This window comes from Sulfurospirillum multivorans DSM 12446 (genome assembly GCF_000568815.1).
GTDB lineage: Bacteria > Campylobacterota > Campylobacteria > Campylobacterales > Sulfurospirillaceae > Sulfurospirillum > Sulfurospirillum multivorans.
Window position 1 is genome coordinate 2892229 of sequence record NZ_CP007201.1, and the last position, 22214, is coordinate 2914442.

Genomic DNA, 22214 nt, shown 5'->3' on the forward strand with positions numbered 1-22214 from the left:
TAAAGAGTTGCATTTTGATTTAAAACCTTAAGAAACCAAGTTAAATTGGTTAAACTCCATTTTCAAATTTTTGGAAAGGAGTTTGGTGTTAAAAAAAGGTGAAATTAAAATGATAAAGAAGTTTTTAGCTGAGGGTTTTAGTAAAAGTGCCATTGCACGAAAGTTAGGTATTTCAAGAGAAACTGTAAGGCGCTATGCCAATCTTCCTGATGATTATGTTCCCCATATTAATCGACCTCCCGTCATCAATAGTGTTGATCCCTACCTTCCCCATATTGCAAAGATGCTAGAGATGGCAGAGCAACAGAAAAGTGAAATACCCTTAACCGTCATTTATGAAGAGATCAAGAAGCTTGGATACGATGGAAGTTTACGTTGGCTACAGCAAGTCATTGGGCGTTATGAGCTTAGAGCTCGGGCAAAGAGTGATGAACCTATTATACGCTTTGAAACCAAACCCGCCCAGCAAATGCAGGTCGATTGGGTAGAGTTTCCCAAAGATAATTTATCCGCCTTTGTGGCGACGATGGGTTACTCTAGGGCATCTTATGTGGAATATGTTAATAATGAGAAGATTGAGACCTTGATAGGGTGCCATATGAACGCTTTTGCCTACTTTGGTGGTGTTCCTAGGGACTGTCTCTATGACAATATGAAAACGGTTATATTGTCGCGCAATGACTATGGTAAAGGTGATCATAGATTCAATCCCTTGTTTGCTGACTTTGCTAAACATTGTGGATTTAGTATCAAAGTATGTAAACCATATCGTGCTAAGACCAAAGGAAAAGTAGAGAGATTTAACCATTATCTGCGGTATAACTTTCATAATGGATTGAGAGTGAGACTAGCGATGAAACATTACACATTAACGCTTGATAATGCAAATGCGGAAGTTCTAAAATGGTTGGACAATACCGCCAATAAACGCATCCACCAAACGACATTACAGATGCCATTTGAGTTGTTAGCACAGGAGCAGTTACAGCTACTTCCTGTGCCTAAAGCCTATCAAGGAATCCACCCTAAAGCTTTGATTGAAAGTGTAGCTAAAAAATATTCTCCAATCAATTCTCACAAAGACTTGGAAAAATTGTATATCCCCAATAGAGACATTCAATGTTACGATGAGTTTATACCCATGGTTGCAAATATCATCCTTCCTGTTGGATTTTATGGTGGTGCATTATGGAGTTAGATACGTCTATCGATGAGTTATGTAAAGAGCTCAAGCTCTCTATCATAGGCGAAAAATATCATGATATTGCCAGTATGGCAGCTAAAGAGAATTGGCAATATACACAGTTCTTAGAGGAGGTATTACGAGTGGAAGTAGATAATAGACTAGGAAGGTCTAAAAATATGCTGACCAAACTTGCAGGATTCCCCGTTATTAAGACATTAGAGCAGTTTGATTACACTTTCTCCGTTGGTGTGAACCGTAAACAGATTGAAGAACTCTCAAGCCTAATATTTGTTAAAAAGCATGAGAACATCATCCTCTTAGGAGAAAGTGGTGTGGGTAAAACACATCTTGCTATTGCGCTAGCATTAAAAGCGGTGCAACATCGCTATAAGGTAAGATTTACCACCATTAGTGAGCTTTTAAGTAGTGCCAATAGAGCTAAAAAAGAGAAAAAATATGGATAGCTTCTTAAAATCTATCGCCTCTCCATCGGGTTCTTGTTGTTGACGAAATTGGATATTTAACATGAGCAAAGAAGAAGCCAATCACTTCTTTCAAATTATTTCTAAACGCTATGAAAAAAGCTCCACCATCTTTACATCCAATTTAGTATTCAGTAAATGGGTTCAAGTGTTTGCAGGGGATAAAATAGTCACTACTGCCATATTAGATCGGGTATTACATCACTCACATATCATCAATATTCAAGGAGATAGCTACCGACTTAAAGAGAAGAAACAAACAGGAGTTTTACACTCAGAAATCTATAAGTTTGAAGCTAAATCTTCAAACATAGAAGGTCAAAATAAAGAGGTGGTTTAAGTTTCAATTCGCAACTTTTTTACATTAAAAACTGACCAGTTCTGCGCTTCGCTTGACAGTGATAGCACTTATGGTTGCAGTGGCTATAGAAATTTAATAGATATCTTTAAAAGGGGAAGCGACATATTCATATTGATCTGTCAACACAAAATGATCTGGCTACACTTATTAGGACACAGAAATGATAAGTATAGCCAGATCACTATACATCAAAAGAATTTTCTTTTCGATCTTATCTGAGATGGTAGTTTAGATGTTGTTTATCTATTTGAAGTTCGACGTTTCGATCTCTTGTGGTTTCAAGTTCACAAAAACTCTCTAAGCCATTTTTACAGTTTACTTCTCCTCCAAGCATATAATAGAGTCTCTCTGCTTCAAGAGCTTCTTCAGTGAGTTATTTGATAAGTGGAGTGGAGTTAAAAGACCATCCTTATTTATACGTCTTTTCAGCTTTAAATTCTTTTGAAACTTCATAAAATTAAATTCTATTTGATCTTCTATTGTTGACATTTTTGATTAGCCTTGAAACAAAATTTTAAATACTATCACTTTTATTACTTTAAGATTTAGGAGCTTTTCTTTGACATTGGCAATTATATGTGTCATTACATCATGGATTGTAATTTTTGTATCTTTTATCTCTCTTAATCCAACTATACGTATATTTCTTTATATTCAACAATATAAGTTCTAATATTTTGTATCTTAAAGTTTTATTTATTATAGTAAAAGATTAATTATTTCAATTTATTTAAGTTTAATTTAATGCAATTGCTATTAGAATTACTCCATAAATGACTTATTGGTCATTAATAAAACACCCTGGGCATGAAGTAATTAAGACGAGAGTTGTTACAACAAAATAAGTAACTTGATAACTGCCATTTAATTGATGGTGTAAATTTCAAAAGAGGAGACGTATATGACTAAAATTGCAAAGTTAAGCTTGGTGGTTTCTATGGTGCTTGTAACTTCGACGTGTGCAGATACTTTAGAAGAAGCATTTAAAGCTTCCAAAGTAACAGGTGAAATCAAAGCTGAATACGCGGATTCAAATTTTCTTGGCAAAGCAAGTTCTGATAACGTGAGCGCAGTTGGTGGAAGCTTAGGTATAGTGACAGGGCAATATTATGGCTTGAAAGCGGGTGTAACATTTCAGACATCCCATTTACTCGATATTGACAATGAGGGTAGTGTCTTTAAAGATGATTTGGATGCTCAAGGTTCTGTTTTATCTGAGGCGTATCTTGATTATAAAATTTCAAATACAAGTTTAAAAGTTGGTAGACAATATATCTATACACCACTTGTTAGTACTTCTGTGGATGGACAGCCTTCTGAATCTCTTTTAAAAGACTCCTTTGAAGCCTATATGGTAACTAATTCTGACCTCCCAAATGACCTCCCAAATACAACATTAATGGCAGGATATATCTCTAAATATCAAAATCAAACAGATGGTGATGGGAATACTGGAGAATTTGTAAAAGATCAAGTTCAAGATGGTGCTTATACCGTACATGTTAAAAATAAATCTATTGAGAATTTGACACTTCAAGCTCAATATCTTGGAATCAATGGATATACATCAGGTTCTGATAAAGATGTACTCTATTTTCAAGCTGATTATGTGCTAGCAAAGCATACTCTCTCTGCTCAATATATTTCTTCAACAGATAAATCACTAGGTTCTACTCTCAAAGATGGACAAGCATGGGGTGTAAAAGCAACAGGACCTCTTGGACTTGGTCAGTTGGGTTATGTAACGGCTTTTACATCTAGTATGGATGATGGAGAGGTTTATGCAGGCCTTGGGAAAGGGACAAGTGACTTACTCTTTACAGCGATGCCGGTTAATGGTGCTGGAGTAGCGCAACGAGGCAATGCTGATACTATCGTTGGTGGAATTATGGTTCCAATCGCTGGTGTGACATTTGTACCGTATGCTGGAAAATCTTTTTGTAATCCAAATTCTATCAATAGCAGTAGCCTAATGGGCGATGTGACAGGAACGGGTTTAATCGTTATATACCCATACAATAAAAATTTCTTTATCAAAGCAAATTATGAGCATGTAACGACAGAAAACACTTATCCAGGAGTGCTTCCTAACGGATATCTTAATGATAAAGCTACTGATGTGGCAAAAGTATATTTATCGTATAAATTCTAAAAGCATTTTGCTACTTCATATGATGGGGTAGCAAGTTGTTTTTTACATTATCATGGCTGCTCCCGGGCACTAGCGCATCTAACTTTAACTAGTAGCTTGGGTTCTCTCAAAAAAATAAAGGAGTGGATATCCCGTGAAAACACAATTTAGTTCACACATTTTAGATGAATTCAAAGAGGCAGCAACTTCTTTGCATAATCCTGCTATGGACGAATGGATAAAGAATGGCGGTAAGATACTCGGCTGTATGTATCACTACATTCCAGAAGAGCTTATTACTGCTGCAGGTTTGATGCCTTATCGTATGAGAGCGACAGGAAGTGAAGGTACAGAATATTCTGAATCTGATTTTTCAGAGATAAACTGTAGTTTTGTACGTTGTCAAGCGAAGCGCAGAACTGGTCAGTTTATAGTGTAAAAAAGTTGCGAATTGAAACTTAAACCACCTCTTGATTTCGACCTTCCATGTTTGAGGATTTATCTTCAAACTTATAGATTTCTGAGTGTAAAACTCCTGTTTGTTTCTTCTCTTTAAGTCGGTAGCTATCTCCTTGAATATTGATGATATGTGAGTGATGTAATACCCGATCTAATATGGCAGTAGTGACTATTTTATCCCCTGCAAACACTTGAACCCATTTACTGAATACTAAATTGGATGTAAAGATGGTGGAGCTTTTTTCATAGCGTTTAGAAATAATTTGAAAGAAGTGATTGGCTTCTTCTTTGCTCATGTTAAAATATCCAATTTCGTCAACAACAAGAACCGATGGAGAGGCGATAGATTTAAGAAGCTATTTTTTCTCTTTTTTAGCTCTATTGGCACTACTTAAAAGCTCACTAATGGTGGTAAATCTTACCTTATAGCGATGTTGCACCGCTTTTAATGCTAGCGCAATAGCAAGATGTGTTTTACCCACACCACTTTCTCCTAAGAGGATGATGTTCTCATGCTTTTTAACAAATATTAGGCTTGAGAGTTCTTCAATCTGTTTACGGTTCACACCAACGGAGAAAGTGTAATCAAACTGCTCTAATGTCTTAATAACGGGGAATCCTGCAAGTTTGGTCAGCATATTTTTAGACCTTCCTAGTCTATTATCTACTTCCACTCGTAATACCTCCTCTAAGAACTGTGTATATTGCCAATTCTCTTTAGCTGCCATACTGGCAATATCATGATATTTTTCGCCTATGATAGAGAGCTTGAGCTCTTTACATAACTCATCGATAGACGTATCTAACTCCATAATGCACCACCATAAAATCCAACAGGAAGGATGATATTTGCAACCATGGGTATAAACTCATCGTAACATTGAATGTCTCTATTGGGGATATACAATTTTTCCAAGTCTTTGTGAGAATTGATTGGAGAATATTTTTTAGCTACACTTTCAATCAAAGCTTTAGGGTGGATTCCTTGATAGGCTTTAGGCACAGGAAGTAGCTGTAACTGCTCCTGTGCTAACAACTCAAATGGCATCTGTAATGTCGTTTGGTGGATGCGTTTATTGGCGGTATTGTCCAACCATTTTAGAACTTCCGCATTTGCATTATCAAGCGTTAATGTGTAATGTTTCATCGCTAGTCTCACTCTCAATCCATTATGAAAGTTATACCGCAGATAATGGTTAAATCTCTCTACTTTTCCTTTGGTCTTAGCACGATATGGTTTACATACTTTGATACTAAATCCACAATGTTTAGCAAAGTCAGCAAACAAGGGATTGAATCTATGATCACCTTTACCATAGTCATTGCGCGACAATATAACCGTTTTCATATTGTCATAGAGACAGTCCCTAGGAACACCACCAAAGTAGGCAAAAGCGTTCATATGGCACCCTATCAAGGTCTCAATCTTCTCATTATTAACATATTCCACATAAGATGCCCTAGAGTAACCCATCGTCGCCACAAAGGCGGATAAATTATCTTTGGGAAACTCTACCCAGTCAACTTGCATCTGCTGGGCTGGTTTGGTTTCAAAGCGTATAATAGGCTCATCTAATTTGGCTCGAGCTCTAAGCTCATATCTTAGTATGACTTGTTGAAGCCACCTTAGACTTCCATCATATCCAAGCTTCTTAATCTCTTCATAAATGACGGTTAAGGGTATTTCACTTTTCTGCTGCTCTGCCGTCTCTAACATCTTGGCGATATGTGGCAAATAAGGATCAACACTGTTAATCACAGGAGGTCTATTGATATGGGGAATATAATCATCTGGAAGATTGGCATAGCGCCTTACAGTTTCTCTTGAAATACCTAACTTTCGTGCAATGGCACTTTTACTAAAACCCTCAGCTAAAAACTTCTTTATCATTTTAATTTCACCTTTTTTTAACACCAAACTCCTTTCCAAAAATTTGAAAATGGAGTTTAACCAATTTAACTTGGTTTCTTAAGGTTTTAAATCAAAATGCAACTCTTTAATTACATTTTCTACTGACCAGTTTAGCACTTCGTTTGACATAAATGGGCTAGAGACCCAGAAGCAGCGACAGTACGCTTAGATGGTTCTATTGATTGGAGAGGTGCAAAAATGGTTGCTGGAGAAGATGACCCAGCAGCTCTTGATGCTGCGAAAACTATGGCAGAAGGTTCAGAAACTGAAATTGTTGGTATAACTATTGGTGATGGAGATGCAAGTTGGATCCTTGCGCGTGGTGTTCAAGAAACTTTTAGCGTAGCAGATGTTCCTAATTTAACAGACCAAGCTACTATTGGTAAAATTTTGGCATCCGTAGTTAAAAGAACTAAAGATATTGATGTAATTGTTATAGGGGATCCTAAGTCTTATTCTGGTGTTCCAGTATCATTAGCTGGTTCACTTGGTTGGCCATCAATTATGGAGCTTACGAGTGCAAAAATAGAAGGGGATAAGATTATTGCTACTAGACATGTAGGAAGTGAAGAGCAAACTATCACTATCAGTACGCCAGTAGTTTTAGGATTTGTTGCTAAATCAGAAGAAAAGAGAACGCCAGGGATGAAAGAAATGTTGATGGCGCGGAAACGACCCATAAATAAAATTTTACTTTCTGATTTAAATATAATAGTTGATGATAGGATTGATTCTCGTGGTAGTCGTGCACCTGAAGTAAAATATGCACATTTATTCGAAGGTAATCCATCTGATTCTGCTGCTCAATTAATTGATGCATTACGGAAAGAAGGAGTATTGTAATGAGTACTTGTATTATTATTACAGATGAAGCACCTTTTAATGGTCTTATTAATATTGCTAAACCTTTAGGCGAAATGAATGCTATTGTTGTTGGCTCTAAAGATCTAGCAAAAAAAGTAGCAATAAGTGGCGTTAGTTCAGTTTTGTTTCTAGAAGCATGTTTGCCTGAGGCAAAAGCTAATATTGTAGCAAAAGCTGTTCGAGAGCTTTCTCCTAAAATAGTCTTAACAAGTCCAACTTCTGGTGCAAGGGCAATCGCTGGTGCTATTGCAATTGCATTGGATGCCGTCATCATACAAGGGATTATAAATATATCTACAGAGAACGATACAGTAGTTGTTGAACAAATGGCTTTAAATGGACGTGTTTTAGACACTTTAACTAGTAAAAACCATATTGTAGGATTTTTTGCTGGTGAAGATATTGAACTTTCAGAGAATTCTCCTGTAGCAATAAATGCACTTGACGGTGATGGATATGCAATGGATATTAATATTTCAAGTGCAGGTTCTGAAACGTCTGGGTTAGCAGAAGCATCTCGTGTTGTATCCTTTGGACGAGGTATAAAAGCCAAAGAAGATATTGCTTTAATTAACTCTTTTGCTTCAGCAATAGGTGCTGAAGTTGGGTGTTCTATGCCAATCGCAGATGATTTAAGTTGGCTGCCCAAAGAGTGCTATATTGGTCGTTCTGGTCAAACAACTTCACCAAGAGTTTATTTTGCTATAGGTATTTCAGGTGCCCCACAACACTTAGAAGGTGTTCGTAGAGCTAAAGTTATTGTAGCGATTAATAATGATCCAGAAGCAAGGATTTTTCGTTCTGCTGACTATGGAATCGTTGGAGATCTATATGAAATCATTCCAGCACTTAAAAAAGTGCTCAATTCATAAAAGGAATAAAAAATGAGTATTAAATTTGATGCAGAATATGATGTAGTAGTGATTGGTGGTGGCGGTTCAGGGCTTTCTGCTGCTGTCCAAGTTGCTAGAAATGGTAACACTTGTGCCGTTTTAGAAAAAGGGTCAACTACTGGAGGTAGTTCATCTTTTGCTGAAGGCCATGCCGCGTTTGAGTCTGATGAGCAAGAGAAAAGAGGTATTCATGTGAGTAAAACAGAAGCTTTTAATACTTATATGGATTATTCTCATTGGAGAGCAGATCCTGCTTTAATTTCTCGTTTTGTAGAAAATGCTGCAACGACCATTGTAAAAATGCGTGATGAGATTGGTGCACATTATGAAAATGTTGAAATTACTGCACCTGATCAACCAGGTGAACTCGTTACGTGGCACTTACCAGAAGGTGAAGTGGCACGAGTTATTGAACTCTTAGAAGCAGATGCTATAAGACGCGGCGTTGATTTATTTATGTCAACATCAGCAACAGAGGTTTTAAGAGAGAATGGAAAAATTATTGGTGTTAAAGCGATCGATGCCGATGGTCAAGAAGTCATATTAGGTGCAAAAGCTGTTATTGTTGGAACTGGAGGTTATGCAAATAACCCAGAGATGATGGATAAATACGCTAAATACAATATTGGTAAAGATCTAATCAATGTTGGAGCTGAAGGAAATACTGGTGATGGTATCAAAATGGTACTTGAAGCGGGTGGAATAGAAAACCCTAATATTGGTACACGTCTATTATTTCCTTTAATGCGAGACAAAACTATTACGAGCCATACTAATGCTGCAGGTTTCCAACCTTATTTTTGGGTTGATCAAACAGGTAAGCGTTTTGTAAATGAAATAGTTGGCCTTAATTTTGGTCACGCAGGAGATGTAGTTGCATCTTTACCAGGAGCAATGTATTGGTCAATTCTTAGTAAAGAATCAATTGACCATTTAGTAAATATTGGGAATGATGTAGGCCTTGGTATCTATGTAAGAAATTATGAGAAATTAGTCAATTTATCAAATGAAATTGCAGCAGACGCTACTGATAAAGATAGAACAAATGTATTATCTGCAGGTACTATTGAAGAACTTGCAACAAAAATGAAGATTGCCCCATCTATTTTAAGAGCAGAAGTTGATGAGTATAACAATTATTGCGATGCTGGTGAAGATAAAAAATTCCACAAACGCGCTAAATATCTCCATACCATAAAAGAAGGCCCATTTTATGCCATTAAAATGGAAACTGGAATTATGATTACAATGGGGGCTCTTCAAATCAATGAATATATGGAAGCTCTTAATTCAGATCATGAACCAATCTCTGGATTATATGTTGTTGGTTGTGATGCAGGTGGATTATATGGTGAATCTTATACATTGCCAATTCCTGGTTCAGCTAATGGATTTGCATTGACATCTGGGTGGTTAGCCGCAGATGATATTAGCGAAAAAATTAAATCTGGAAAGCTCAAGTAAGTTTCTTTATGAGTAAGGATAAAAGATATTCTTACTCATGTTAATTTCATAAAAGGTTAATAATATGGATGAAGAAATATTCGATGTCATTGTTGTTGGGGGCGGTATCGCTGGATTAGTAAGCGCATATCAACTTGCAAAATCAGGGCATGAAGTTGTATTGATTGAACGAGGAGTAGAAGCTGGCTCTAAAAATTTATCTGGAGGTGTTTTTTATTCTAGGATTATGGAAGAAATTTTTCCAGACTTTTTAAAAGAAGCACCCGTTGAACGTCATATCACACGTAATATAATCAGTTTTTTAAATCAAACATCAGCAGTAAATATAGATTATTGGGACCAACGCCTTGCAGACCCTATTAATGCAGTTTCAGTTTTACGAGTAAAATTAGATGCATGGCTATCAGGAAAATGCGAAGAAGCTGGAGTAATGATTATGCCAGGCGTTCGTGTTGACTCACTCCTAAAAGAAGGAGATCAATATGTTGGTGTTAAAGCTGGGGAAGATGAGTTACGGGCTAAAGTCATAATTTTAGCAGATGGAGTGAACTCATTTTTAGCACAAGATGAAGGTATCCGTCCAAAACAACTACCAAAATATTTAGCAGTTGGCGTCAAATCAGTTATTGGATTACCGCGCAAAGTGATAGAAGATCGTTTCCGTGTTCGTGGAAATGAGGGTGTCGCATATGCTATCGTTGGTGATTGTACCAAATCTGTAGCGGGTGGTGGATTTTTATACACAAATTCAGAATCCATTTCCATTGGAGTTGTTCTACAACTTGAGAGTATAGAAAAGAAAGGGCTAACTTCTACAGTTATCTTTGATCAATTTTTAGAACATCCCGCTATTGCACCTCTAATTGCTGATGGTGAGCTGTTAGAATATGGTTGCCATTTAACAATGGAAGATGGCCCTGCTATGGTTGCTCAAGAGGTCTCACGACCTGGACTACTTATTGTTGGTGATGCTGCTGGATTTACAGTGAATACTGGATTAACCATCAGAGGAATGGACTTTGCTGCTGGTTCAGCGCTAGCTGTTGCTAAAACAATTGATAATGCTCTTAAAAATAAAGATTTTTCTCAAAGTGCCATGAATATGTATCGAATGGAACTTGATAGTCATTGGGTCGGGCAAGATATGAAAACATATAAAAATGCTCCAGCTTTTTTTGAAACATCAAGATTATATGGTGATTACGGGCAATTATTAGCCGATATTTTCTATAGAATTTTTCATCATGATCTAACACCAAGAAAACGTTTAACATCAGTAGTATTAGGTGCTTTTAAAGCCTCTAGCCTTAAAGTAACAAATCTTATACGAGATGCTTTCTTTGGCTTAAAATCTTTATAAAGGAGATTAACTATGGCAAATTTTGGATCTATTGTTGAACGATTAAATGGTAACATTTATCACTTAGATGAAGAAGAATCACACATTGAAGTGAATCAAGAAATTGCAAAAAAAATGGGTGTAGGTAAACTTTTTGTACGTATTTGCCCAGCTCATGTATACAGTGAAGAAACAGATGGATCTATTGGTGTCTCTTACGCAGCATGTCTTGAATGCGGTACATGCCTGGCTGTCGCTACTCCTGGTTCATTGAAATGGCATTATCCTAAAGGTGGATGTGGCATCGCTTTTAGAGAAGGTTAAATATATAGAGTCAAATGAAATGCAGTTTTAGTCACTTTCCCATTCAATTAAAGACTAGAATGCAAATTTTAATTTAAAAATCTATACAGAATTTTGCACTTCGTCTGACAAGAGGCTTAAAGCCATGAGCTTCATTATCCTAAAGAGGTGATTAGCAAGATTGCATTTGAGGCGTATAAGATCTTTGAAAAGAAAAAGGGTTAATCATGATGGTACAATGAATCACTTTGCAATGAAACAATCCCCATATGGAGGGATAAATCCATACGGGGGACACTGTATTGGTGTAAGATTTAGAGAATATAGGTTTTAAGTACTTTGAAGCGATTCTAGGGCGTGTAAGATTTGTCCTCACAGGTGTTATACTATCTATAAACTACCTCTATCAGTATCAACACTCGAGGGTTTAAAAAAGAGTGGCTTTATCATCCTAGAGCACTATCTATTAGACAGAATGCAAAATTCTGTATAGATTTTTAAATTAAAATTTGCATTCTAGTCTTTAATTGAATGGGAAAGTGACTAAAACTGCATTTCATTTTACAACATCCTATGAGGATAAACTTTTTAGTATCGTCAAATATTGGTTGCCACATATAAAAATTTCACATCCTATAGAGTTGCAAACTAAGTTCGAGAATATTTACAAGCCTACTTGTTGAGCAATAAGATATAAATATACTTATAGAACAATTTTATAGCTAATATTCCGCCCAGCCGTACCCTCAATCTGCTCTATACACCCGAACTCTAGCAATTCTGAAATATCTCGTGATGCTGTTGTTGAAGCAGTATCGGCAATACTCATGTATTTCTTCTTACTCAAATTCCCTTTGAAATTCTCTATGCCAATATCTAAAATAAAGTTCAACACTTTGATCTGTCTAGCATTGAGTGGTTGATCTCTATGTTTATCCCAAAACTTCGTTTTAAAGACAATGTGATTAAGCTTTCCTTTGGCATCGAGGAGTGCTTGATAGAGGGTATTTAAAAACCATTCACACCATAGTGTAATATCCAATGGGTTTTCTTCTTTGTGAATATAAACCGTTGTATTTTCAAGTGCAGAATAGTAAGCTTTTTTATTCTCATTAATTGTACTTGACATCGAGTAAAGCCGTGAGATTTTAGAGTTTTCAATGCTGGAAAGCACTAAATCTGTAATGGCTCGTGTGATCTTTCCATTGCCATCATCAAAGGGGTGAACAATAACAAACCAAAGATGAGCAATACATGCTTTTATAAGGCTTAGTTTTTCAGTATTGAACCAATCTAAAAAGTGTTGCATCTCTTTTTCTAAATCTTTTCGTGGTGGTGCTTCATAATAGACAACTTCTTTTCCGATATGTCCACCTACAATTTGCATGGTATCTTCACCCCTAAAGGTTGCTATATTTATCTTACGTAACCCACTATACCCTTTAGGAAACAATGCATTATGCCAACCAAAGAGCCTCTCTAGTGTTAAATCTTTATCATAGTTGGTATTGGCATCAATGAGGATTGAAACTAAATTATCTGTTGAATCAATAATCTTCTTATCATCAATATTTTGAAATCCAAATTTCTTAGCAATAGAGGCTTTAACACTATCACGATTGAGTATTTCTCCCTCAATAGCAGAAGTGCTCAATGTTTCATTGAGCAACGCATCGCATTGTCTTTGATGAATGGTATCTTGGCTTAATGTTTGTGAAAGTGCTAGGAGATAGCCTTGTTCCATTGATATTTTTTGAAGTAAATGCTCTAGCTTTTCAAATTGATAGGTAAAATGTGGATAATTTTCATATTGCCAGATCCATCGTTTCATAGTTGTGTTCCAAAGCGGTTTGATTAGATAGCATAATCATACCATAAATGGTGCGATAAATTTTATGAATAGTTTCAAATGATAAAGTTACTTCCACCCTATCCCTTTCATTTTTTTTCTTTGAACAAATTTATAATCTCATACAACTCCTCATTAATCTTATACTAGACGAATAGCAATTCTAGCCATACCCGATATTCCAAAAGCCTAAATATAGAGTGGACTTAAAATATATATATCTGCGCTTCATTTGGTATCTAGGTATTATACAAGGTGAATTTTCCAATTTTTAAGCCTTCTAAACCTCAAGAAATATAGAATTTTCCTATATTCATATGCTACTTCTTGTCTGAATTAGAAGTATTTTTGACAACACTTAATAAATTGGCAACCATATCAGTGTCAACATTGGCATATCTCATTGTAGTTTGAATAGACCTATGTCCTAACGTTTTAGAAATTATGTGCAGTGGTAATTGTGCTTTTGAGGCACGATATCCTATAAGATGTCGCATATCATGCAAACGCATTTTCTCTGCACCCACAGTTTTTTTAATTTTTTCCCAAATTGTTCGAATATCTTTGCGATGTTCACCTTGCTCACTTGGGAAAATATATCCACTTGTTTGGGGACCTAATTCTTGAAGCGCAATAGCAATATCTTCAGTTAAAGGATAACTAAAACTTTTGTCTGCTTTTGTAATAGTGTCAGGTGTAGCATAAATTTTATTTTCAAAATCAATATACTCCCAACACATTTTTAATGTTTCGCCTCGTCTTCGGCCATTAATTAAAAATGCAAAAATTGCTTTATTTACAGGTGAAAGGTTTTGAATAACATCATAAAGCTTTAAAGCTTTTTCATCCGACAAAGCAAAATAAACTTGATTATCATATTTTTGAATTTCAATATCTTTTGCTGGGTTTTCTTTAATATATTTACGTTTGATTGCATAATTAAAAACCGCGCTAAGAATTTGTTTTGCCGTATGCGCTGTACGAGGTTTATCTACACTTCTAAGAATGTCATTATAAAGAGTTTGAAGATAACCAACTTCAATTTCGTCGATTGATTTATCAAATAATACTACTAAATGTTTATTAACATATGTCTTTCTAACATACTTCCATTTTGAGGAAACAATAGTTTCCTTGTCAACTTCATCAAATAACTCTTTAAAGGTCATTTTTAGCGGTCTGATGGATTTAAAACTTTTTTCTATTTGAACAGTATCTCTTTTAGCTTGTAACTCATCACAAACTCGTTTCATTGTATGTCTAGCATCTGCAATATGTATTTGTTCTAACTTGAGTTTTTTACCCTCATAAAATTTTAAAACTATTGTATACGGTGGTTTGACTTTTTTTTGAAGTTCACTTGTCGTTACAATCGAGCAATCAAATAACGTTTTATCATTTTTAAAATATATTCCTGTATAGTTTTCAATCTTGATTAGTTTATCTTTTAATGACATTAATCTCCATTGGGTGACGGTATAGGTGACGGCTATTATATCATAATGATATAAAATAATATTAATACAAAAGTATTTAAATGCCTATTTTTAGGCGTTAATCGCCACTACAATGGATAGTATTAGTGCCATAAATAAGACTTAGGATCTGGTACCGCAAGGTATGGAAGTTCGAGTCTTCTTATCCGCACCATCCATATTTTAGGGACTTTCAAATAAACTTTTCAACTTCTTTTTACTACTGTTAAAAAACTCAGGGTGCGGCTTAAGAATTTATTTCGATAAAAAATTCTTAATGCAGTCATACTATGATCACTGCATTAAGAGAGAAATCGTTACGATTTAGAATTTATAATTCGCTTTGAACCAAAAATCGTGTCCATCAGCATCTTTTCCCCAATCTTGATACATAATATCTGTCGATAATCCTTTAAGGGCGCCTACAAAGGTATATGTCGTATAAATATCGGTATAGGCATACTCTTTATCATTTGCATTATCCTCAACTCCGGTGTATCTTGCCCCCAATTTGAAATTAATGTTTTTAAATAAATAGTTTGCATCAACAGAATAGGCATCCGTATCTTTGGTAAAGGTGCCTGGTTTATTTTGTAATCCCTTGGCAAACACCGTTTGGGTGCCACCACCAAGACCACCGCCCATTGAATTACCTTTGATATCACCATCTTTGGTAATGGTAGTATACGCAACGTAGGTATTAAAATCACCATACCCTAAACTGGCTTTTGCACCGTACATTTTGCCGTCTTCTTCATTCAACTTTTCAGTTACTTTATACTCATGGTTCAAAGCAAGACCATATCGATATTCACCCAATGTATTGGCATAAGCAGCTTCTAGATAATAAAAATCACCTACGCCTGTAGCTGTATTATTACCATTAATGCCTAACCACTGCGCTGTCAATGTTGTATTGGAAAGCGATTTATTGATAGCAAGGAGTGTATAGGCATAGGAACCAAGAGCGGAATCAAGATTTTGAAAATCCGCAATATTTCCCGCAAAATCTGTTCTATCTTGATATTTTGTAATAACACCTGCAACGATAGTTGTTTGAGGAAGATCGGTATTGGTAAGCATAGCCCCTTCAAAGGATTGCAAAATAATACGTGAAGGGCTACCTGCAACTAAAGGAGTGTTAATAAATTGGCGACCCACTTTAACAGATGTCTTATCAAGTGTATACTCTATATAGGCTTCTGATAATACTGTGCCAGAACCATACATCTCATTTTTAAAATCATCTTTTGCCGTACCCGCAGTGCCAATAGCACCATCAGCAAAAGGCGAACTGCTTGATTGCATCGTCGCACCCAATTTAAAGCCGTAGAAGGCATCCGTATTATAATGAAGCATAATACCTGTTGTGAAAATGTCAGAATTAATTTTTTCGGTTGCGGCAGTACTTAAATTTGGCGAACCTTCTCTGTCAAAATAGTACGCCTTAATCTCTCCATTAATCTTTCCATTTTTAAAAGCATCCGCCAGTGTATCTGCTGCAAATGAGCTAGTGGTTAAACCAGCAACAACGATCGTTACCAAACTAAGTTTAGCTAATTTCATATTATCTCCTTAAAAAACCTTTTAGAAGAACAAGGTAAACATATTAAGATCCTTATTCATCACCGTTGTTAAAATTACCCGCTTAAGATACAAAATGGAATAGCAACACACTAAATATTGCCAAACTAAAACTATACGCTACTTACATCTCAACCGTTTGTAACGAGATTTTTTCAGTCATATCCATTTTTGAATCCTTCCTCTGTGAAATCCAAATTCACGCTTTTCCTATCGTTACCCAAGAATCCCATGACCATAAGATTCTTTTACAAACAGATATAATAATGATTTATTTCTGTTTAGATTTATCGATTCATCTGTATCATTATAAGATTCATTGCCACCTTTTATCAAGACTATTATATATATTTTTATATTCTTTTTAATTTTAATATATTTCAGTATATAGCTACTTTTTTAAGAATAAATAACTTATCTATTAAAACTATTCTCAAAAAATATAAATGTATAAAATTAATTAATTATTTTTAATATTTTTATATTTTTTAGTGTTAAAATGAGTGAAATAGTTAATCTTATTCAATGACGTGATTTTTGTTGTTCTTTGATGCTTCTATTTTGGGCTATGCGAAGTATGTAACATGATTGAAAGTTTGGTATGATTATTCTATCAATCTTATTTTACATGTAAGGTTTGAGGTTCACGTTTTATAAGGGAAGTGATTATGCGCAAAAAACGTTCATCTTTTACAACTGAGTTTAAAACGCTGGTTGTTCTTGAAGCACTTAAAGGGGAACTAACCATTTCACAATTAGCCGCTAAGTATACGATTACATCTAAAAACATTCTCAATTGGAAACAACTCTTTTTAGACAATGCCGCGCTTGCTTTTGAAGCTAATAATTCAACCAAATCTTCCAAAGCCGAACTTGCCAAGCTCAAAAAAGAGAATGAAAAACTTGCCTCCAAATTATCCTCTTTAGCGTCTGAAAGGGATTATGCGATTGAAAAACTCAAAGATTTAGATTTATAATACTTCTTTTCCACGCTCTAAGATTTTCTTGACAAATGCACTAGGTACTGTAAATTTTCGCCCCCAAAAGTTTACTCATTTTTTCAGCAACAAAGGGCAAAACATCTTCACTCTTTTGACGTTCATACAAAAGAGAATGTTCCGCTGTGAAAATCGAATGAAGATCAGTGTAAGCATCAAGCGTGATAGCCTTTTTAAAGCAAACATCCACGCATAAATGGCATGCAACGCAGCGTGAACGTTTACATGTAATCCTCAAATTCTCCTCGCTGGTATCTGTTTCAAGGGCTCCCGTTGGGCAGACATTGGCGCAGATAGTGCATCCGATGCACTGCGTCATATCGATGGTTGGAGATAGAAATAAAGTATCATCGCTGCGAGTCAAAGGTATTTTCCCCGCCAATAGTTGTAAAGACTGAATAACCCGTTGATGCTTTTTGGGTACGGGTAATTTTGTAGTGTTATGTGTGATCTTTGCCGTTTCTACCAATGGTTCCACACGTTTTTGACGAAACAGTTTTAAAAAAAATGTTCTACGCGAATGATCTTTACATGTAAGATTATTATCTGACATATTCTGTACGCATTCCCATGTAATTGGGGTATGAACCGTGCACAGATCAGCATATTTTTGTGTCATTTCAATCGTTTTGTGAATGGAAGGCAACGTATGGTTAAGAGCGCATTTGTGGCACTCTCCTGAGATCAGTTTAATTTCCGATGCACCTTTTGCAAAGGCAAGAAGAAGCAAAGAAGGCTCAAGCCGTGCAAGGCAGTTGAGAGAAATTGCACCTTCAGACTTCGTTTCAGATTCTTTACATGTAAAGATAATTTTCGCATTCAAACCAGCCCTAGCGATCATTTCTTCTTCAAGTTGTGCATCACTTGGCGTTAGAACTTCGATAACACCCATTGGACAAACACTCGCACACGCTCCACATTGAAGACAAAGCGCAGCATCGTAAATAGGATGATTTAGGGTGAGCGTTATAGCACCTGTTGGACACGCTTCACTGCAACATTGGCACGTTGAGGCTTTATGCAAATAGCGTGTACACTGCTCTTGCGCAATGCTCACCCCTGTATTTTCTAACCTCTTGTCTTTTACCATTGCATTTTGCCTTAAAGGGGCTTATCTTTTTTTTGACTAAAAAAAGGAAATTTGATCGCACTCATTGGACACACATCCGCACAGTCACGACACTTTGTACACCTCGAAAGGGTTGAAGCCTTGGCTGGTTCATGCAGATCAATCGCCTCATTGCAGACACTTTTGCACAGCTTACACTCAATTCCTTTACTGGTTTGCAGACATTTCGTTGGATCAATTTTGGGACGTGTAAAAATATTTAAACGGCTTACCAAAGAGATCAGTGCACCTAAAGGGCAAAATTTGCTGCAAGAGTACCGATAAAATACCAACTCTAACACCAAGATCACAGGAAAGATAAGCAGCGACCATGTTGGTTCATTAAACTGTATCAATCGCCAAGCACCAATCAATACCGCAAAGGTTAACCCCACAGGACAAATCAAACAAAAGACAGGAAACCCAAAGATAAAGCTTGATGTCAAAGCGCCACCTAATACAAAATAACTGGTATCTACCGTCTTTGAAATTTTTGCAGAGGAAGTGTGTAGCTCTTTTTCCGCAGGGTCTATTTTTGGATTATTTTTAGGAAACCATTTGCGAAACAGAGGAACAGGGCATGCCCAAGCGCAAAAAATACGACCAAAAAGGATGGTAATCAACACAAATACCGCCAAAGAAATCACTACCTGAGGTATGAATGTTCTGCTGGCTAATTGCGCTTCAAGAGAGCCCAAAGGACAAATGGCGGAGATCGTTTGATACCCAAACGCAGAAATAGTTCCCGTGCCTGTGTGGAAAGCCAAACCGATGATCACCAACAGTACAAACGCTAAAATCGTCAGGGTACGAAGGGTTGATGCTTTAATTTTTTTCATATGATTGCCTCTTTTACTATGGGTCTCACTTCGATACCACGCACTGTTCCGCCGATATACGATCTTAAAACAAGGGCTGGGCATATTTTTTCACAAACGCCACATCCATTGCATTTATCAGCATCAATGATAGGTCGTTTTTGATCATCTAACGAAATCGCTTTATATTCGCATGCTTCAAAACAGAGTGTACAGCCGCCATAGTTGAGGGCAATACAGGTGTCGGTGAGGGTTGCTAGTCCAATTTTAACCGTTTGTTTATCAAAAGGCTCTAGGGCTTGTGTGGGACAGACCTCAACACATTGGTTACAAAAATCACAAAACCCGAGGTGAAACTTCATCACAGGCGTTCGCGCAGTAATAAATCCCTCTTCAATGGGAGCAACACCAATGACAGACGTGTGGCACACGCTTCTACAACGATCACATTTGATACATTTTGCCCTAAACGCATCTTCATTTTGCCCGCCTGGAGGACGAAGCAACTTTTGCGTTTTACTCTGTGCTCCAACAAACCCAAGACCAAGCATGACGACAATACCTGCGCTTGCTGAGAGGAATGAGCGACGCTGAAAGCTTTTTGAAGCTTTGGTGGTATTTTTTTCCGTATACAATTCATTCTGTTTCATTCTGGTTTCACTCTTTTCTTAGAATAGATCACGCTTCATTCTAAAAGATCGATTACGATGCATCTTTTGTGCTATTTTCGATACCCATTTCATTATTGCTTGACACCATCGTTTCGCTCAAATACTGGATCATGAGCGTATCCAAGTTTAAATATCCATGGGTTATTTTGCCAATCGCTTTGTAGAAATCAACGTGTGCACATTTTTGAATGTCGGCACAAAATTCGCTCATCCAATTAAGCAGGTGCTGTTCTAAAAACTCTTTTTGTATCTGAAGTGACACAGCAACCGAAGACCAATCCTTTAAAATGAAAGCCTCTTTGGCTTCATGGCATAAATATGCCATAAATTCCAGCTCAAGACCGACATGATCCTCAGGAATATCCAAAGCTTCATCTTTATCCAAACCTTTCTCACGGTAAAGGGCAAGCACCTTATCTCTGGCATCTTGCATAATGAGTCGCTCAGGACTGGTGTACACAGACTCATACGGATACGCAACCGTACCATCGGCAATGCCAGCACCTAAAAAAACAGCCGCATAGTCAACTGCAAGTTCGGTTAATACGTCTATTTTTGGTTGTTTAAAATAGTCCTCAAACAGTTGGTATCCCTCAGCCAGTTCACTTTCACTGCCGCTACACTCTTTTGAAAAGTGCATGTGTGACATGTGATCTAACAATGTTTTGTCTACTTCGAGCTTGTATATTCGACCCAAAAATTGGTACATATTTTCGCGATTTTCCATTAAGGTTATAATTTCAGTTAATTGATTCATCTGTTTTCCAATGCTAGTAAGATTATGAAGCGATGTTAAACGAATGAGAGAGGCTAAAACCTCTCTCATCATCCCTCATTTAGAAAAACTGCCAAACCGTAGAGCCCAAATTAAACATCAGCACTCTAAAGGCGGCGGCTCCTATAAAAACACACACCAATCCAAGCGCTGCTGACATTGCTGAAGCGACACTCTCTTTCTTAAGCGTGGTTAAGCCAAAAGGGATCAAAAGCCCAATAATGACGATTCCACCCCAAAATAGAGCAGAAAATCCTCCCATCAAAACCTGCGTGGCGGATCTACTGACATCACTGTAAGGGGCATTGGATAAGGCAACTAAATAAGCAACCATTAAAACCGCTTGTATAACCAATAAGCCTTGCATAAGCAATTTCAACTGAGTCACCAAGTGCTCACTAGGGTTTACAACCAATATCCTATACGCAAAGCAACCTAAAACAGCCGCTGAACCTAAATAAGCAAAAGGTAACACCAGCGTATCCCACGCTGGACGCGAAGCCATAACATACGAGTCACCTACGGCAAACGCAAGGATCACCGCAGGAACGGCACCGATCAATGTGATCAGTTTAAGATTTTGATGCGATGCATTGCGTTTGAGCGCAAAAAGGTATGCCAACACACAAATGCCCGTAATTGCTATCATAGAAGACTCAATGAAAATACCAGAGGTTGGATGACTAAACGCTCCAAAAATTCTCTCTGGATGGCCTAAGTGTAATACACTGGATACGCCACCAAGCGCTAATGTAACAAGCACTGCGATAGCCCCACGCCATCGTACTTGTGGATTGATACTGAACCATTCATTAATGGCTAATGCAACAAACAATCCACACCCCAAGTCAACAAACGATGTAAAAAAGACTAATGACCATTCGCTACCCATGTTGTTTATCTCCCTTTCGTCCAGATTGATTACTATTTCTCCACGTCTCTTTGGGTGGAGTTGCTTGCCATGCAGCTGTCTTGCGGTGTAAGATATATTTCACAGAAGGGTGGTTACCACTATCGGGTAAAGTATGAATATTATCACTTCCCGCTTCTCTTAATACTTTTGAAATATGACTGTTTGGATCTTCGATGTCTCCAAATGTTCGCGCTTTCGAGCAACAGACTTTCACACAAGCAGGTTCTTCGCCAATGGCTTGAAGGTGTCCGCACAGTGTGCATTTTTCAACAACTTTTTGAGCTTCATTGAAAGAACGCGCACCGTAAGGACATGCCATCATGCAGTATTTACAGCCAATGCACAGCTCTTTATTGACAAGCACCGTACCATCAGCCGCTTTATACGCGGCACCCGTTGGACAGACGCCCACACACGGGGCGTCATAGCATTGTTGACAAATGGTTGGCAGAAAATACTGTTCAAGATCAGGAAATGTTCCTGTTGGTCCAATTGTCAACACTTTATTGTAATAAACACCTAGCGCAACGTCATTCTCCATCTTACATGCAATTTCGCACGAGTAACAGCCGATGCAGCGGTCTAGGTCAATAACCATTGTATTTTTCATATGTAAATTCCTTTGTTAA

21 protein-coding genes and 1 pseudogene are annotated in these 22214 nt (G+C 37.0%); 11 read left to right on the forward strand and 11 right to left on the reverse strand.

Translation table 11 applies throughout. The annotated features are described in order from the left end of the window. The first annotated feature begins 109 nt into the window (after nucleotides 1–109). The 5 genes from istA (SMUL_RS15000) to SMUL_RS15015 all read left to right on the forward strand — a co-directional run bounded on the left by istA (SMUL_RS15000) (nucleotide 110) and on the right by SMUL_RS15015 (nucleotide 4599). The gene (istA, locus tag SMUL_RS15000; protein WP_169730532.1) at nucleotides 110–1198 is read left to right on the forward strand and encodes an IS21 family transposase; all 1089 of its coding nucleotides are present in this window, start codon (nucleotides 110–112) and stop codon (nucleotides 1196–1198) included. Continuing rightward, nucleotides 1189–1650, forward strand: coding sequence for an ATP-binding protein (locus SMUL_RS17720; RefSeq protein ID WP_235674104.1), 462 nt, complete (start codon nucleotides 1189–1191; stop codon nucleotides 1648–1650). The genes istA (SMUL_RS15000) and SMUL_RS17720 overlap by 10 nt, the downstream gene beginning before the upstream one ends. A 61-nt stretch (nucleotides 1651–1711) precedes the next feature. Next, complete coding sequence (locus SMUL_RS17725; protein WP_280938041.1) at nucleotides 1712–2008, forward strand: ATP-binding protein; 297 nt, start codon at nucleotides 1712–1714, stop codon at nucleotides 2006–2008. Nucleotides 2009–2930: 922 nt separating this feature from the next. Further along, entirely contained in the window at nucleotides 2931–4181 is a 1251-nt protein-coding gene (locus SMUL_RS16845) for an OprD family porin (protein ID WP_025346070.1), read from the forward strand. A 133-nt stretch (nucleotides 4182–4314) separates the two neighbouring features. After that, entirely contained in the window at nucleotides 4315–4599 is a 285-nt protein-coding gene (locus SMUL_RS15015) for a 2-hydroxyacyl-CoA dehydratase family protein (RefSeq protein ID WP_025346071.1), read from the forward strand. 19 nt (nucleotides 4600–4618) lie between these two features. Here the strand turns inward: SMUL_RS15015 and istB are convergent. Together istB and istA (SMUL_RS15025) are read right to left on the reverse strand one after the other, a co-directional pair. Next, nucleotides 4619–5431, reverse strand: a pseudogene (istB, locus tag SMUL_RS15020) (IS21-like element helper ATPase IstB). Next, nucleotides 5422–6510, reverse strand: coding sequence for an IS21 family transposase (gene istA / locus SMUL_RS15025; protein WP_169730533.1), 1089 nt, complete (start codon nucleotides 6508–6510; stop codon nucleotides 5422–5424). Before istA (SMUL_RS15025) ends, istB begins: the two are co-directional and overlap by 10 nt. Before the next feature lie 219 nt (nucleotides 6511–6729). Here istA (SMUL_RS15025) and SMUL_RS15030 point away from each other — a divergent pair, with 219 nt between their 5' ends. The 5 genes from SMUL_RS15030 to SMUL_RS15050 all read left to right on the forward strand — a co-directional run bounded on the left by SMUL_RS15030 (nucleotide 6730) and on the right by SMUL_RS15050 (nucleotide 11415). After that, nucleotides 6730–7374 (forward strand): electron transfer flavoprotein subunit beta/FixA family protein, encoded by a 645-nt coding sequence (locus SMUL_RS15030; RefSeq protein ID WP_025346073.1) that lies wholly within the window; start codon nucleotides 6730–6732, stop codon nucleotides 7372–7374. Then, the gene (locus SMUL_RS15035) at nucleotides 7374–8267 is read left to right on the forward strand and encodes an electron transfer flavoprotein subunit alpha/FixB family protein (RefSeq protein WP_025346074.1); all 894 of its coding nucleotides are present in this window, start codon (nucleotides 7374–7376) and stop codon (nucleotides 8265–8267) included. The genes SMUL_RS15030 and SMUL_RS15035 overlap by 1 nt, the downstream gene beginning before the upstream one ends. Nucleotides 8268–8279: 12 nt before the next feature. After that, nucleotides 8280–9752: an FAD-dependent oxidoreductase gene (locus SMUL_RS15040; protein WP_025346075.1), complete on the forward strand. Its 1473-nt coding sequence runs from the start codon at nucleotides 8280–8282 to the stop codon at nucleotides 9750–9752. A 64-nt stretch (nucleotides 9753–9816) separates the two neighbouring features. Continuing rightward, complete coding sequence (locus SMUL_RS15045) at nucleotides 9817–11112, forward strand: FAD-dependent oxidoreductase (protein ID WP_025346076.1); 1296 nt, start codon at nucleotides 9817–9819, stop codon at nucleotides 11110–11112. A gap of 12 nt (nucleotides 11113–11124) precedes the next feature. Continuing rightward, entirely contained in the window at nucleotides 11125–11415 is a 291-nt protein-coding gene (locus SMUL_RS15050; RefSeq protein WP_025346077.1) for a ferredoxin family protein, read from the forward strand. Nucleotides 11416–12097: 682 nt separating this feature from the next. Here the strand turns inward: SMUL_RS15050 and SMUL_RS15055 are convergent. From SMUL_RS15055 to SMUL_RS15065, 3 genes are all read right to left on the reverse strand, one after another. Next, a complete protein-coding gene (locus tag SMUL_RS15055; protein ID WP_025346078.1) occupies nucleotides 12098–13225 on the reverse strand; it encodes a Fic family protein in 1128 nt (375 codons plus the stop codon). A 338-nt stretch (nucleotides 13226–13563) separates the two neighbouring features. Further along, a complete protein-coding gene (locus SMUL_RS15060) occupies nucleotides 13564–14700 on the reverse strand; it encodes a tyrosine-type recombinase/integrase (protein ID WP_025346079.1) in 1137 nt (378 codons plus the stop codon). A gap of 342 nt (nucleotides 14701–15042) precedes the next feature. Beyond that, nucleotides 15043–16284, reverse strand: coding sequence for an OprD family outer membrane porin (locus tag SMUL_RS15065; RefSeq protein WP_025346080.1), 1242 nt, complete (start codon nucleotides 16282–16284; stop codon nucleotides 15043–15045). Nucleotides 16285–16970: 686 nt separating this feature from the next. Between SMUL_RS15065 and SMUL_RS15070 the strand changes: the two genes are divergently transcribed. Then, nucleotides 16971–17279: an IS3 family transposase gene (locus SMUL_RS15070; protein ID WP_025346081.1), complete on the forward strand. Its 309-nt coding sequence runs from the start codon at nucleotides 16971–16973 to the stop codon at nucleotides 17277–17279. A gap of 40 nt (nucleotides 17280–17319) precedes the next feature. Here SMUL_RS15070 and SMUL_RS15075 read toward each other — a convergent pair whose 3' ends face one another. From SMUL_RS15075 to SMUL_RS15100, 6 genes are read right to left on the reverse strand one after another with little or no spacing between them, the layout of a single operon-like run. Continuing rightward, nucleotides 17320–18390: a 4Fe-4S binding protein gene (locus SMUL_RS15075; RefSeq protein WP_025346082.1), complete on the reverse strand. Its 1071-nt coding sequence runs from the start codon at nucleotides 18388–18390 to the stop codon at nucleotides 17320–17322. Nucleotides 18391–18401: 11 nt separating this feature from the next. Then, nucleotides 18402–19247, reverse strand: a complete 846-nt coding sequence (locus SMUL_RS15080) for a 4Fe-4S binding protein (protein WP_025346083.1) — start codon at nucleotides 19245–19247, stop codon at nucleotides 18402–18404. After that, entirely contained in the window at nucleotides 19244–19876 is a 633-nt protein-coding gene (locus SMUL_RS15085) for a 4Fe-4S dicluster domain-containing protein (RefSeq protein ID WP_025346084.1), read from the reverse strand. The genes SMUL_RS15080 and SMUL_RS15085 overlap by 4 nt, the downstream gene beginning before the upstream one ends. A 52-nt stretch (nucleotides 19877–19928) precedes the next feature. Continuing rightward, complete coding sequence (locus tag SMUL_RS15090) at nucleotides 19929–20723, reverse strand: TorD/DmsD family molecular chaperone (protein ID WP_084613146.1); 795 nt, start codon at nucleotides 20721–20723, stop codon at nucleotides 19929–19931. 10 nt (nucleotides 20724–20733) lie between these two features. Next, complete coding sequence (locus SMUL_RS15095) at nucleotides 20734–21564, reverse strand: dimethyl sulfoxide reductase anchor subunit family protein (RefSeq protein WP_025346086.1); 831 nt, start codon at nucleotides 21562–21564, stop codon at nucleotides 20734–20736. Next, nucleotides 21557–22195: a 4Fe-4S dicluster domain-containing protein gene (locus SMUL_RS15100; protein ID WP_025346087.1), complete on the reverse strand. Its 639-nt coding sequence runs from the start codon at nucleotides 22193–22195 to the stop codon at nucleotides 21557–21559. The genes SMUL_RS15095 and SMUL_RS15100 overlap by 8 nt, the downstream gene beginning before the upstream one ends. Nucleotides 22196–22214 lie beyond the last annotated feature (19 nt).